The 13,553-nt window shown below is 56.4% G+C and carries 14 protein-coding genes; 1 reads left to right on the plus strand and 13 read right to left on the minus strand.

Annotation, left to right across the window (positions count from 1 at the left end):
* Window positions 1-3: 3 nt before the first annotated feature.
* The 13 genes from pgmB to pspA all read right to left on the minus strand — a co-directional run bounded on the left by pgmB (window position 4) and on the right by pspA (window position 12,382).
* Window positions 4-687, minus strand: a complete 684-nt coding sequence (pgmB, locus tag ACU4F7_RS12165) for a beta-phosphoglucomutase (protein ID WP_481637013.1) — start codon at window positions 685-687, stop codon at window positions 4-6.
* Complete coding sequence (locus ACU4F7_RS12170) at window positions 684-2,939, minus strand: glycoside hydrolase family 65 protein (protein ID WP_481637014.1); 2,256 nt, start codon at window positions 2,937-2,939, stop codon at window positions 684-686. The genes pgmB and ACU4F7_RS12170 overlap by 4 nt, the downstream gene beginning before the upstream one ends.
* Entirely contained in the window at window positions 2,936-3,988 is a 1,053-nt protein-coding gene (gene ycjS, locus ACU4F7_RS12175) for a D-glucoside 3-dehydrogenase (protein ID WP_029591566.1), read from the minus strand. Before ycjS ends, ACU4F7_RS12170 begins: the two co-directional genes overlap by 4 nt.
* Window positions 3,989-4,003: 15 nt before the next feature.
* Window positions 4,004-4,792 carry a 3-dehydro-D-guloside 4-epimerase gene (gene ycjR, locus ACU4F7_RS12180; protein ID WP_481637015.1) on the minus strand — a complete coding sequence of 263 codons (789 nt, stop codon included), beginning with the start codon at window positions 4,790-4,792 and terminating at the stop codon, window positions 4,004-4,006.
* A gap of 7 nt (window positions 4,793-4,799) precedes the next feature.
* Window positions 4,800-5,864 carry a D-guloside 3-dehydrogenase gene (gene ycjQ, locus ACU4F7_RS12185; protein ID WP_481637016.1) on the minus strand — a complete coding sequence of 355 codons (1,065 nt, stop codon included), beginning with the start codon at window positions 5,862-5,864 and terminating at the stop codon, window positions 4,800-4,802.
* 28 nt (window positions 5,865-5,892) lie between these two features.
* The gene (locus tag ACU4F7_RS12190; protein ID WP_481637017.1) at window positions 5,893-6,735 is read right to left on the minus strand and encodes a carbohydrate ABC transporter permease; all 843 of its coding nucleotides are present in this window, start codon (window positions 6,733-6,735) and stop codon (window positions 5,893-5,895) included.
* Window positions 6,722-7,603, minus strand: a complete 882-nt coding sequence (locus ACU4F7_RS12195) for a carbohydrate ABC transporter permease (RefSeq protein WP_029591562.1) — start codon at window positions 7,601-7,603, stop codon at window positions 6,722-6,724. Before ACU4F7_RS12195 ends, ACU4F7_RS12190 begins: the two co-directional genes overlap by 14 nt.
* A gap of 24 nt (window positions 7,604-7,627) precedes the next feature.
* Window positions 7,628-8,917 carry an ABC transporter substrate-binding protein gene (locus tag ACU4F7_RS12200; RefSeq protein WP_481637018.1) on the minus strand — a complete coding sequence of 430 codons (1,290 nt, stop codon included), beginning with the start codon at window positions 8,915-8,917 and terminating at the stop codon, window positions 7,628-7,630.
* Between the two features lie 12 nt (window positions 8,918-8,929).
* The gene (locus ACU4F7_RS12205) at window positions 8,930-10,612 is read right to left on the minus strand and encodes an alpha-amylase family glycosyl hydrolase (protein WP_481637019.1); all 1,683 of its coding nucleotides are present in this window, start codon (window positions 10,610-10,612) and stop codon (window positions 8,930-8,932) included.
* A 187-nt stretch (window positions 10,613-10,799) separates the two neighbouring features.
* Entirely contained in the window at window positions 10,800-11,042 is a 243-nt protein-coding gene (gene pspD, locus ACU4F7_RS12210; RefSeq protein WP_024556146.1) for a phage shock protein PspD, read from the minus strand.
* A 31-nt stretch (window positions 11,043-11,073) separates the two neighbouring features.
* Window positions 11,074-11,433, minus strand: coding sequence for an envelope stress response membrane protein PspC (gene pspC, locus ACU4F7_RS12215; RefSeq protein ID WP_029591559.1), 360 nt, complete (start codon window positions 11,431-11,433; stop codon window positions 11,074-11,076).
* Complete coding sequence (gene pspB / locus ACU4F7_RS12220; protein WP_024556144.1) at window positions 11,433-11,654, minus strand: envelope stress response membrane protein PspB; 222 nt, start codon at window positions 11,652-11,654, stop codon at window positions 11,433-11,435. Before pspB ends, pspC begins: the two co-directional genes overlap by 1 nt.
* Before the next feature lie 59 nt (window positions 11,655-11,713).
* Complete coding sequence (pspA, locus tag ACU4F7_RS12225) at window positions 11,714-12,382, minus strand: phage shock protein PspA (protein ID WP_481637020.1); 669 nt, start codon at window positions 12,380-12,382, stop codon at window positions 11,714-11,716.
* A gap of 176 nt (window positions 12,383-12,558) precedes the next feature.
* Between pspA and pspF the strand changes: the two genes are divergently transcribed.
* Window positions 12,559-13,536 (plus strand): phage shock protein operon transcriptional activator, encoded by a 978-nt coding sequence (gene pspF, locus ACU4F7_RS12230; RefSeq protein ID WP_481637021.1) that lies wholly within the window; start codon window positions 12,559-12,561, stop codon window positions 13,534-13,536.
* Window positions 13,537-13,553: the final 17 nt, after the last annotated feature.

The raw sequence follows: 13,553 nt of genomic DNA on the forward strand, positions 1-13,553 counted from the left end.
CCCTCAGTGGCTGGACGCGCGAGCGCGCTGTTGTTGATCCCAGAAAGCCTGTAGCCGCGGCCAGGTAAGCTGCTCAGTATTGTCCAGCAGCAGATCCGCCTGTTTTAGCCCAACGCCGATACCCACGGAAAGCATGCCGCTGGCGTTAATCGCCTCAATGCCCGCCTGCGCGTCTTCTATTCCGATACAGCGTGCCGGCTCGACCTTTAGCCCCTCGCAGGCGGCGAGAAAAATTTCCGGGTCTGGCTTGGAGCGTTTAAGCCTGCTTGCGTCGGCGCAAAAATCGAAATGCGATTGCAGACCCAGCGCGGTCAGGATTGCTGGCGCATTGAGCGACACCGAAGCCAAACCCGTTTTAATCCCCTGCGCTTTTAACGTATGCAACAGCGAGGTCATGCCCGGCAGCACGGATTGCGGGGTAAGCTGTGCAAGCGAATCGACGTAAAGCGCGTTTTTGCGCCTTGCCAGCGCCTCGCGGGCCGCCAGGTCGAACGCCGCGTCTTTGCCGCCATGGCGCAAAATGCGCTCAAGCGAAGCCATACGGCTGATGCCTTTCAGTTCAGCATTGAATTTTTCATCGATCATAATGCCCACTTCCGCCGCCACGTTGCGCCAGGCGACAAAATGCAGGTGCGCCGTGTCGGTAATAACGCCATCGAGATCGAAAATGATTGCCTGCGGTTTCATATGCCCTCCTGGCTGGTACCGCTCCCGGACGCCGGGATAAAAAAATCGGCTCTGCCGTCCACCTCAACCGTTTTGCCGTGCACATGCAGCGTGACCGGCCCATCACTTTCTACGCTTAACTGCTGATGCGTCAGGGTGATGTAAAGCTTGCGGCCGCGCCAGCAGCAGGGAAACGCCACGCTGGTCCACGCCTTTGGCAGCGCCGGGTTAATGTGCAGTTCATCCTGCATTGCCACAACGCCCGCAAACCCCTGTACCGCGCCAAGCCAGATAGCGCCGCTGGCGGCGGCATGAATGCCGTCGTCGCTGCTGTGCGGCGCGTCGCCGAGATCTATCTGGCACCCTTCACGCCAGAAGCGGTACGCCTGCTCAGGCTCATGGCAGCGCGCAGCGACAATCCCGTGTATCGCCTTACTGAGCGAGGAGTCGTGAATGGTGCGCGGTTCGTAATAATCCAGATTTGCCCGCAACACCGGCTCGCCGTACAGCCAGGGCAGCATGTACAGCAGCATCACCACGTCCGCCTGCTTCAGGATCTGCATTTCGTTAACTTCGGCGCGCGAATAGTCCAGCAGTACCGACTGGCTGCCGGCGTTCGCTTTATAGCGCGTGAGATCGATAGTCGGTTTACTGAAAAACGTATCGTCCTGTGGGATCACGCCGTCAGGCCGTGGCTGCGGCAGCCGCAGGCGAGCGAGAAAATCGTCCAGCTGGTTGCTGAAAGCCTCATCGAGTTGGGAAAAACGCTTGCCGAAATGGCGGGCCATCGCCACGTTGTAGCAGGCGAGATAGTTGGTATAGGCGTTGTTATTTACATGCTCCGTGTATTCATCCGGGCCGATGACATCATACAGTTCGAGCGCGCCGTTGACCTCAGTCGCCCGGCTTAACCAGAAGCGCGCGGTTTCTTTCAGCAGCTCCACACCCTCTTTCGCCATGAAGGCCTCATCGCCGGTTGCCTGATAATACGCCACGACGGCCCAGGCGATATCCGCCACAAGGTGATGCTCCGCCAGCGCTGACGCCACTTTTTGCCGCAGCCCGGTACGGATATTAATTGCAGCCCAGGCAGGGGTTTCCTCTTCGCCAGTGCGTCCGCTTTCCCAGGGAAACAATGCGCCGGCAAAACCGTTCTGCTGCGCTTTTTTGTGGGCCCCGGCGAGGTTCAACCAGCGGTAGCGCAGAAGCTGGCGAGCGATTTCCGGCTGCGTATGCAGATGGACAGGCAGCAGAAAGACCTCCGTATCCCAGAAAACATGCCCTTTGTAACCTTCTCCCGTCAGCCCCTTCGCCCCGATGCTGCTGCGCTCATCATGAACCGGCGTCATGGCCGCCAGATGATAAAGCGCGAAATCCAGCGCGCGTTGATCGTCTGGCGTCGCGCTCTGCACCCTCACCCGGCAGTGACGCCACCATGCCTGCCATACGGCGGCAGAGGCGCCAAGTAATGCCTCATACCCCTGCTCCATGCAGGCGCTAAGCTGCGCAAGGCTTGTCTGGCCCGCCTCGTTGGGCATCTCGCCATCCAGCCACCGCTCGATCAGGCAATACTTATTAAGCGTTAGCGTCTCGCCTGGCTTCAGTTCGCAAAAGCTATGCTGTTGCAGCCGACGGTTTTTAGCGGAAAAGCTCACCTGAGCGCGGGGCGATACCAGGCAGGCGCAGGTGATAGCGACGTGCGCGTCCTTGCTGCGGGTGCGGTAAATCGCCTGCATGGTCTGCTGATCGAATACGCGAACCTGAGTTTCATCCAGATGCTGGCGGCCAGCGTTGGTTTGCGTGGCGTCGATACCCGTTGCAATGCTGATGCAACATTCGCTGTTGTGCGGCGTAATCGAAATGCGCTGGCAAAAAAGCGCTTTATTGTGGCTGGAAAGAAATCGCTCGCAGAGCAGCGTATAACGCTGACCGCTCACTGATTCCCAGACCGCCTCGCGGCGCAGTTCACCTGTGGCAAAGCGCAGCTCGCGACGATAGCTCAGCAGCTTGCCGGCAAGCAGGTTGACTATCTCGCCGTCAATCTCAATATGCATGCCCACCACATCCGGCAGATTCACCAGCTCGCGCGGCTCCTCTTCCCCGGCGCGATGATAAAGCCCGGCGAGAAACATACCGCGCGTTTGGGTGGTATAGCCCTCTTCATGCGTGGCGCGAATGCCGAGGTAGCCGTTGCCTGCCGCCATCAGCGTGGCGTACTTGTTGTGCCGCTGCGGGTCGAAGCGTGCTTCGACCAGCGAACTTATGTCCCTCATAATTCCACACACATCCCTGTTTCCGCTGCCTGATAAATGGCGGCGACAAGTTGTTGAATAAGATATCCCTGCTCAGCGTCGGCGATGGGCGCCGGTTTGCCCTGTACGGCTTCCAGAAAGGCCGTCATGCTGCGCTGATGCCGTTTGTCATCCGCCTTTTCGCGCTGTAACAGCGTCACCAGGTCGCCATCCACATCTTCATAAATATGCGCCGGAAAGAGGGTGGCACCCGCTTTATCGCCGCAGAACTCTACGTTCATGACGGACTGCGGGATGATATTCAGCGCAAAAGAGGTTTCGAGGCGCAGAATGCCGCCATGAGCGAACTCCAGGGTGGCGAACACAGCGTCTTCCACCGTATAAGCCGACGGATCCCAGTAGCCAAACTGGCCGCTGTTTTTACGGGTGCCGAGTTTTTGATAGGCATGCGCTGTTACGCGACGCACCTGCGGGAAGCCCAGCACAAACAGCGCGGCGTCAAGCATATGGATGCCGATATCGATAAGCGGCCCGCCGCCCTGCAACGCTTTATTGGTAAAAACGCCCCATCCCGGCACGCCGCAGCGGCGGAGCGCGCGGGCGTTAGTGACGTAGACCTCGCCCAGCTCCCCTGCCGCCACGCGCTCGCGCAACAGCTGGCAATCCAGGGCGAAACGATGATGAAAATCGTAGGCCAGCACTCTGCCTGCCTGGCGCGCCGCCTTACGCATCTCGTCTGCTTCCTGCGGCGTCATGGCGGGCGGTTTTTCGCACATGACGTGACAGCCTGCCGCCAGCGCCTGCATGACATGCTCGTAATGAAAGCGGTTCGGTGAACAGACACTCACGACATCGGGGCGACATTCTCGCAGCAGCGTCTGCGCATCGGTAAAGACGTGTTCAACGGCGTAGCGTTCGGCGAACGCCTGCGCCTGTTGCTGGTTGCTGTCACAGACAGCAACCAGTTGCACCTCTTTACGCGCGCTATAAAACGAGGCGTGGACTTTATCCGCCACCTGACCGGCGCCGATAATGGCGACCCGCAGCGGCAAAGGATTGTTAGCACTCATCTTGCGCGCCGCCTCTTAACACTGACGCAGAAAGTTCAGCGACTGCTGGTACGCCGCCGCGGCGTCTTGCGCGCGAATGCGGCATTCATAGACGACGTAACCGTCATAGCCATCCGCCCGCAGTTGATCAAAGTGCTTTTTGAAATCGATAGCGCCGCTGCCCGGCTGATAGCGGTGGTTATCGGCGATATGCACATGGCCGAGCAGGTCGCGGTTGTCGTGAAAGGCGGCGCTAATATCGTCTTCTTCGATATTCATATGATAAAAATCGCCAATAATTTTTACATGCTGTAAGTCGCCCTCCACGATATAGCGGCGCGCGTCCGCCAGGGTGTTAATCATGTGATCCTGATAGCGGTTAAGCGGCTCGAGGAAAACGGTAGTGCCGGTACGCGCCGCGACGCCGTCCAGGTAGCGCAGGGAGTCGCTCACCGCTTTGCGGTCCCCTTCAAGGCTCCTGGGCGACGTCATCGGCGGCAGGCGGAAGGTGAACATGCCCCACGCCGCGGGCACGATAATGCCTTTGCCCCCCACTTCCGCCAGCGCTTCCAGAATGCCGGCTATCTGCTTAAGACCATTGAGGCGACGCTCTTCAATAAAGTCACCGATCCAGCCGTCGTAGCCGCCGCAGGCGGTGGTCACCGGCAGCCCGGTTTCAACAATGGCGGATTTCACCGCTTTGAGGTTATCAACCAGCAATTTGCCGTCTATCTCAAAGCCATCGAACCCCATTGCTTTGATATAGCGAAACTTTTCTAAAATATTCTGCGGAAAGAAGGCCTGGTTTTGCGTAGCGATTTTCATTGTGTGTTCATCCATGAATTAAAAAAGTGACGCCCATTTTGATGCTCAGCTCCGGGTGCTGGTCGACAAACTTCATATAGCTGTCAGCGCTCTGCTGGAAGGTGACGACCGGGTCTATCAGGTCCTCGCAGTTGAGATAACCGTTCATCAACAATTCCCAACAGGTTTCTTCAATGCGTTTGCGGCTCCAGCGCGGGTAGTCCGGGTTCGGCTCGCTGCCGGCGCGGGAAAACACAATTTTCGCGTTGTTAAAGTGCGCCTCGCGCCCCAGATTGAACCCCGCCGGGAACGGCTTGGCGAAGGCGACATAAGAGATGGTGCCGCCATAAGCGATGCCGCGCAGCGCCGCCTGCAGCGCATCGGCGTGACCGCTGGTTTCAATAATCACGTCAGCGCCCTGCTTGCCGGTCAGCTTTTTGATCTCAAGCCCGATATCGGTTCCCACCGGGTTTAAACAATGGTCGGCGCCGTGACGGCGGGCAATCTCGCAGCGATGCGCAATCGGGTCGACGCCGATGACCACGGATGCGCCCGCTTTTTTCGCCAGCTGGATAGCTATCTGGCCTATCGCACCCAGGCCCACCACCACCACGAAATCACCCACGCGGACGTTCGCGTCGCGCACGCCGCTCATGGCGAACTGAGCCGGGTCGTAGCAGACCGCGTTTTTCCACGATGCGCCTTGCGGCATCTTGCGAAGTTTGTAGTTGTTCACCGCGTTGACGATAACCGTCTCCATCAGCGGGCCGTAGGTGCAGACCTGGTCGCCGAGGGCGTAATCCGTCACCTCAGCACCGCGCTCGACTATCTCGCCGACCACCATGTTGCCAAGCTGGAAATTGCCGAACTCAATGCCTCGCGCAGCCCCTTCAGGGCGCGGCACGAACAGTTGCCACTCGGCGGAAAACGCCTCATCGATAAACGGGCTGGCGGCGCGAAAGTCCACCACTTCGGTGCCGTGTTTCGGCGCGCCATAGCGCACGCGGATTTTTACTTCATTGGCCGCTACCGGGCGGTCTTCGTATTCCACCAGCGCCGCAACGCGGGGCGCTTTAGCAATCAATTTCTTCATTTCAATCTCCGTATTAAAAATGACCCGGTTAGCCCTTCACGCCACCGTCAGTCGAACCGCTTTTAATAAAACGTTCAGAAAGCGCGTACATCACGACCACCGGCAAGGCGGTGACCAGCGATGCCGCCATCATGCGTCCCCAGATATAATCAGGCGTGCTGAAGAGCGCATTCAGTCCCACCGGCAACGTGAAATTGCCAGCGCTGGAAAGGAAAATGGACGCGAACAGGTAATCGTTCCAGGCCACCATAAAGCAGTAGACAAAGACCGATATCAGACCGGATACCGCGAGCGGCACCGTGATATAGAAGATAATTTGCAGACGGTTAAGACCGTCCATCATCGCCGCTTCTTCAATCTCATCCGGAATGGTGTCGAAGTAGCTTTTCAGCATAAATACCGCGGTAGGCAGGGTTTGCGTCACCATGGTGAGGATGATGGCAAGTTGCGTATCGTAAATGCCAAGCGCAGTAATGATTTTAAATAAGGGCACGACCAGCAGAATGCCCGAGAACATATAGACCGTGTAAAAGCTGGCGTTGATGGTCATACGCCCTTTAAAGCGCAGCTTTGAGAGCGCGTACGCGCCCAGTATGCCGATAAACACCGCCACGCCGGAGGCCGTTACAGAAACCACCAGGCTGTTACGAAAATAGGTAACAAACGGAAAGATCAGCGGGTTAAAAATGTCGACGTAATGCTCCAGCGTCCAGTGCTGCGGAAACAGCGTCGGGTGCAGCGATATCGCCTCTTTCGGGCTTTTGAACGAGGTCATCAACATCACGAAGAAAGGAAACAACGTGAAGATAAGAAAGAGCGCCAGCCCGATGTAAAAGCCAGCGCGGCGAAGCGTACGTTTACTTGTTGCCATGGAGATTCACCCGTTTTCTGGTAATGAGGATGACAGCGAAAATGATGATGAAGAGCACTACTGAAATCGCCGAGGCTTTACCGAGGTCATTAAACGCGAAGGCGGTTTTGTAGAGATAGACGCCCAGAATGTCGACTTTCGTCGTCAACAGGTAGACATCGGCGAACATGTAAAACATCCAGATGGTGCGAAGCGTCAGTACTGTCGCCAGCACAGGCATAATGGCGGGCAGCGTGACGATGCGAAAACGTTGCCAGGCGTTGGCCCCGTCCATCTCCGCCGCCTCGTAGAGCGATTTGTCGATAGTCTGAAGAATGGCGAGAAACGAGATAAAGGCGTACGGGAAATAACGCCAGATGGCGAACAGCACCACCAGCACAAAACTGCTGCCGGGGTTATCGAACCAGAGCGGCGCCTCGTCATAGAGGTGCAGCAAGTCGCCTGCGATCCAGTTCACTACGCCATAGCCGTTGTTGAACATATATTTCCAGGCGAATACCAGAGAAATCGACGGCGTAACATAGGAGAGGATCACGAGCGAACGGGCCGTTTTGCGCAGCCGGAATTCCCGGTTAAAGAAAATCGCGACCGCCAGCCCAAGCGTCGTACTGCCAAGCACCACCAGCGCGGTGTACCAGAACGTCACCCACAGCGAATGCCAGAACGCGGCATCGGTAAGTATTTTGATGTAATTATCCAGGCCAACGAACCGCGAGACTAACCTTGGGTTCAGCGGCAGGCGCAGAAAACTGATTTCAATATTCGATAGCATTGGCCAGGCGACCAGCCCCCCCAGCAACAGCAGGCTGGGTGCGAGGAGGAACATGGCGAACGGCATATCTGAACGGCCGGAAAGCACTTTCTTCATGAGCGTCACTTCCTGTGCAGAAAATTAGTGCTGCTGCACCAGTTCAACGAGGCGCTTCTGCCCCTTCGCGAGCGCCGGTTGCGGCTCCTGTTTGCCGACCGTTACGCCATTTACCACTTCGTTGATGACCCCGGAGCCCGTTACGTCGCCCATACGGGTAAAGTTCTTATCGCCGACCGAGCCGAAGACTTGCACGTTGGGATACTGGGCGATCAGTTCATTGGTCAGCACGCTAAAGGCCTGGATGACCGGGTTCTCTTTATACGCGGGCGTTTCGACGACCGCTTTGTTCACTGGCAGCGCCGCGCCGGGAGACATCAGCACCCACTGCGCAGCGTGAGGCGCTTGCTCCATAAAAGCGATAAATTTTTCCGCGGCGTCGGTCTCCTCCTCGCTTTGCCCGGCGGTAATGGTCAGAGAGGTGACCATGCCGTAAACGGCGGAGGATTTTTGCGTGGGCACGATAAAGCCGAGATCTTTCGGGTCGCTTTCTTTAAAGACGGCGGGCAGGATGTAGGTGGAGTAAATAGCCATCGGCGCCGTGCCGTTCATGAAAGCGTCTTTAATTTCCATAACGTCATTAGAGCCGGGCATCGAGAGCGCAGCGAGTTTGCCGTAATAATTGAGCGCCTCGCGCATTTCCGGCGTGTCGAGCGTTATCTCCCCCTGGGCATTAAACACATTGGCGCCGTTAGAAAGGGCGAACTGGGAAAAAGCCTGTTCGGTCATTACGCTTTCCGCCGTGGGCAGCGCAATGCCATATTTTTTTTGCGCCGGATTAGCAAGCCTGGCGGCGGCGCTCAGCAGCGAGTCCCAGCCAGTCGGCTCGCTCAGCCCCGCCCCGGCGAGCGCTGATTTACGATACCAGACGCCCTGCAGCCAGGAGCTCATCGGCACCCCCGTCCAGGCTTTGCCATCTTCGGTACGAACGATGCGCAATACGCCGTCATAGAACATGCCTTCACCGATCCCGGCAATAACCTGCTGCACCGCATCGCGATCGATAAGCTGTTCCTTATCCATCACCTTGGCGTAGTCATGGCTTATCTCGATAACTTCAGGCAGGGAGCCTGAACGCGCGAGAGTCGTCACCTTGGTGTTATAGGCGTCCTCTTCCACCGGCACCGGTTTAACCTTGATGCCGGGATTCTCTTTTTCAAACTCCGCGATGAGTTGATTAATTACCGCCTGGCGCTCCTGTTCAACGGAGGAGTGCATAAATTCAATGGTGGTGGCGTTATCCTCTTGCTTACAACCTGAAATCAGGGCGCACGCCACCAGTGCTGATAACAGCACGCGTTTATTTTTCCACATAATGCGTTCCTTTTATGCTTTGCTAAGCCACATTGCCTGCCAGGGGTTGAGGGTAATTTCCGGCTCGTTAATTACGGCATCACTTATTAATTCACGACGCCAATCTTCCGTTAATAACACCGTCTGCGCCGTATTTCCCAGATTAAATATCGCCTTAATTTCTTCACCATTTAAGGCACGACGAACAATAACGAAAAGCTGCTCACTGAGTAATTCCGCATGAAATTCACTGTCCGGATGAAATGCGGCGTGATTACGACGAACATTAATTAAATGACTTAATTGCCGCCAGGTTTCATGACGTAAATTGCCTTTGCTGTTTAGCGCTTGCGCTATTTCAGCCTCAGTATATTTTTGACGGTTGATTGCGCGATTATAACCCAGTCGCTTCACGCCCTCTTCATCATTGCGCGAACCCAGGATGCTTTGAATATAAACCGCCGGCACGCCCGGGAAGCTCAGCAAAATAGCGTGAGCCAGAAGAAAACGTGACAGCCTTGTTGCGTCGCTACAGCCGCGGGTGTTAAGCGCATCCATATACGTGACGTTCACTTCATAAGGGCTGCGGCTGCCGTCCGGATTATTTTTCCAGTTAACCCGCGCGCCCTCGGCCTGTAAGTCTTCCACCAGCGCCAGGATTTCCGCCTCCGGCAGAATGCCGCGCAGCGGATTGAGTCCGATGCCGTCGTGGGAGGCAAGAAAATTAAACCAGGTGGTGTCGCCGCCGCTGGCATCAAGGCTGTTGGCCCAGTCGCAAAGCGTGCGGGCGCTACGCGTATGAATAGCATGCAGCACCAGCGGCGGCAGCGGGAATTGATAAACCATCTGCGCTTCGTCATGCCCGTTGCCCAGGTAGGAAATATTGTCTTTATGCGGGACGTTTGTTTCGGTGATGATGACGGTACCAGGCGCAACATAGTCCACAATAGCGCGAAAGAGCTTCACCAGCAGATGCGTTTTTTCGAGGTGAATGCAACTGGTGCCTGGCGTCTTCCACATAAAACCGACCGCGTCGAGCCGGACATACTGCGCCCCCTCTTTGAGGTAGTGCAGCAGCACGTCCACCATCGCCAGCAGCACTTCTGGACTCGCGAAATTAAGGTCTATCTGATCGTCGCTGAAGGTCGTCCAGAGGTGTCTGACCTGGCCGTCGGCAAACGTAAAAGGCGTCAGCAAAGGGAGCGCGCGCGGGCGCGTGACGGCGGAAAGATCGGTCGACGGGTCCATCGCAATAAAATACTCTTCATAGCCTGGCTTTTGGTGCAGATAATTGCGAAACCATTCGCTTTTCGCCGACATATGGTTGCAGACAAAATCAAACATCAGGCGGGCGCTTTCTCCGAGGCGGGCTACGTCATCCCAGTCGCCATTAATCGGGTCGACCTGGTGATAGTCAATAACCGAAAAACCGTCGTCCGAAGACCAAGGATAAAAAGGCAGAAGGTGTACATGCGAGAAAGTCGAGCGTAAATAATTATCAAAAAAACGTTTAAACGTGGCGAGTCGACTTTCGCCCGGAGAACGGAACTGGTCGGCATAAGTAATCAATACCACATCGCTTTCATCCCACCCTCTTTTACGAGAAACGTTGATTTCCCGGCGAGCGTTATTCATATTTCCTGATAAGCGAAGGCAGTGTTCTTCTTTAAATTTTTCACCGTATATCGCGGCGAGAGAGTTTTTTATGGCATCCATTTTTCTTTTCCATGGTAGCGGTCCCACGGAAAGTGAGCCTACTCCCGGCCTTATTAGCTGTCAACACGCCTTCCGCCGCATTTTCGGAATAAGACCTAAATAAAAAAAGAAAAAGGTGATAAATGTGAAATACGCCAAATTACTGGCGTATTGCAGGCAGGAAATAATTGACGAAAAAAAACCGCCGCTATTTGCGGCGGGGTTTATCAACGTAGCGCGAAGAAATTTTATTTGCCGCGCGCCGCAGCAGCGGCTCCAGAGCAAAAGCAAGCAGCATCTTAGCGGGACGGCGGGCAACCGATTTTACCGCCCAGCCGGCAATGCCTGCCGGGCCGTAGCGCAGCGCCGTAAGCGCTACAAGTTTAGTGGCGAGCTTCAGACCCGGCTTCGCCGAGCGCGAAAGTCTTTGCCATCGGGATGTCTCGTTCATCGGCCCTCCTCGTATAGCCCTTCTGTTAATACTATAGCTGACGGAATCTGCCGCGCAGGGTAAAGGCGTCGGAGGTGACGTAGCGCTCCATCTCCCGCAGCCGCTTCTCCCCTGCGGCTAGCTCGGCGTCCACGGCGTCAAGCAGTTCGCTGCTGGTAGCCTGCGCTTCGTTATCAATCGCGTCGGCTGGCATGGGATCCAGCGCGAAAGTCATGATGATGTAAGCCACTACCGTAAAAAACGCGAGCCCGAAAAAGAGCGACAGCACAACAATCAACCGCACCAGCTTAACCGGCACATTAAGGTAGTGGGCAAGCCCGGCGCAGACTCCCTTAAGCATGCCCTGCTGCGGAATGCGCCAGAGCTTGCGGCCGTTAAATGCACTCGTCATTAGCTGTTTCTCCAGTTGGGGTTTTCGGCGTCCAGGATCTGTTCCAGCGCCTGGATACGCTCGCGCATCCGGCGGGACTCTTCCGTTAACTGTACCAGCCGCTGGCGTTCGTTAGCGTTCAGATTCCCTGTAGAGCGGTTGCTGTAGTGCAGCCACAGCCAGACAGGGGCCACGAACAAGACGAAAATAGTCAGCGGGATGGCGAGAAAAAGTGCGCTCATGTGTACTCCTTACAGGTGAGTCGCTGCGGCAGCTCACTGCCGCAGCCCTTTTTGTTATTTTACTGCTCGTCGCGCTGGACTCTGGCTTTAAGCGTCGCCAGCTGCGCGCTGATTTCATCATCCGCTTTCAGGTCAGAGAACTGTTGGTCGAGCGATTTCTGTTTACCAAAGCGGTGGCTTTCCGCTTCCGCCTCCATCTGGTCGATACGGCGCTCGAAAGATTCAAAACGCGCCATGGCTTCATCAATTTTGCCGGTATCCAGCTGACGGCGGACGTCGCGGGAAGATGAGGCTGCCTGATGGCGCAGCGTTAACGCCTGCTGGCGCGCGCGGGTTTCGCTCAGTTTATTCTCAAGCTCGCCAATCTCTTTCTTCATGCGCTCCAGGGTTTCGTCCACCAGAGTGACTTCCTCTTCCAGCACGGCGATAAGGTCAGTCAGCTTCTGTTTTTCGATAAGGGCGGCGCGCGCCAGATCGTCTTTATCCTTACGCAGCGCCAGCTCGGCCTTTTCCTGCCATTCGTTCTGCTGCGCGGTAGCTTGCTCAATGCGACGAGCCAGCTGTTTCTTTTCCGCCAGCGCGCGGGCGGACGTAGAGCGCACCTCAACCAGCGTATCTTCCATTTCCTGAATCATCAGGCGCACCAGTTTTTGCGGATCTTCCGCTTTCTCCAGCAGCGAGTTGATGTTGGCGTTCACGATGTCGGCAAAACGAGAAAAAATACCCATAACATAATCCTCTTTCATTTTTCAGGCATTGAGGCGTCGGTCGCCCTGCTGGTTTGCTTAATTCAATTAGCGTGCCAGCTTGACAACTCTTTGATTTCTCTTGATATGGATTATTTTACCGCATCGGCAAACCAGGCTACAGTGGTGATATCCACCAACAAATGGTGAAATTCATCATGGCAGAATACAAAGATAATTTGATTGGCGAGGCGAATAGTTTTCTTGAGGTGCTGGAGCAGGTTTCACAGCTGGCGCCGCTTGATAAACCGGTGTTGATCATCGGCGAGCGCGGCACCGGCAAGGAGCTTATCGCTAACCGTCTACACTACCTCTCCCGCCGCTGGCAGGGGCCGCTTATTTCGCTTAATTGCGCCGCGCTGAATGAAAACCTGCTTGATTCAGAGCTGTTCGGTCACGAGGCGGGCGCCTTTACGGGCGCGCAGAAACGCCACCCGGGGCGTTTTGAGCGCGCCGACGGCGGCACGCTGTTTCTTGACGAGCTGGCCACCGCGCCGATGCTGGTGCAGGAAAAGCTGTTGCGCGTGATTGAATATGGCGAACTGGAGCGCGTGGGCGGCAGCCAGCCGCTGCAGGTGAATGTGCGCCTGGTTTGCGCCACCAATGCAGACCTGCCCGCCCTGGTGGCGCAAGATAAATTCCGCGCCGACCTGCTCGACAGGCTCGCCTTCGACGTCGTCCACCTCCCTCCCCTGCGCGAGCGGCGCAGCGATATCATGCTGCTGGCGGAGCAATTCGCCATTCAGATGTGTCGCGAGCTTGGGTTGCCGCTCTTCCCCGGTTTTAGCCCCGATGCGCAAGATACGCTGCTGGGCTATGCCTGGCCTGGCAATATTCGCGAGCTGAAAAATGTGGTGGAGCGGTCGGTATACCGCCACGGCAGCAGCGAAGAGCCGGTGGATAATATTGTTCTCGACCCGTTCAATCGCACCCGGGCGCCGGACCCGGAACCCACCCTCTCTCCTGGCGCGCCCGCGCTGCCGCTGGATCTGCGCCAGTGGCAGCACGACCAGGAGAAGACGCTGCTGGAAGCGAGTCTTGCTCAGGCGAAATATAACCAGAAGCGGGCCGCCGACTTGCTCGGCCTGACCTACCATCAACTGCGGGCGCTGATGAAAAAACACCAGACGGCCTGAGCGGCGCGCTTACGCAG

It is taken from the genome of Franconibacter pulveris, assembly GCF_056780215.1.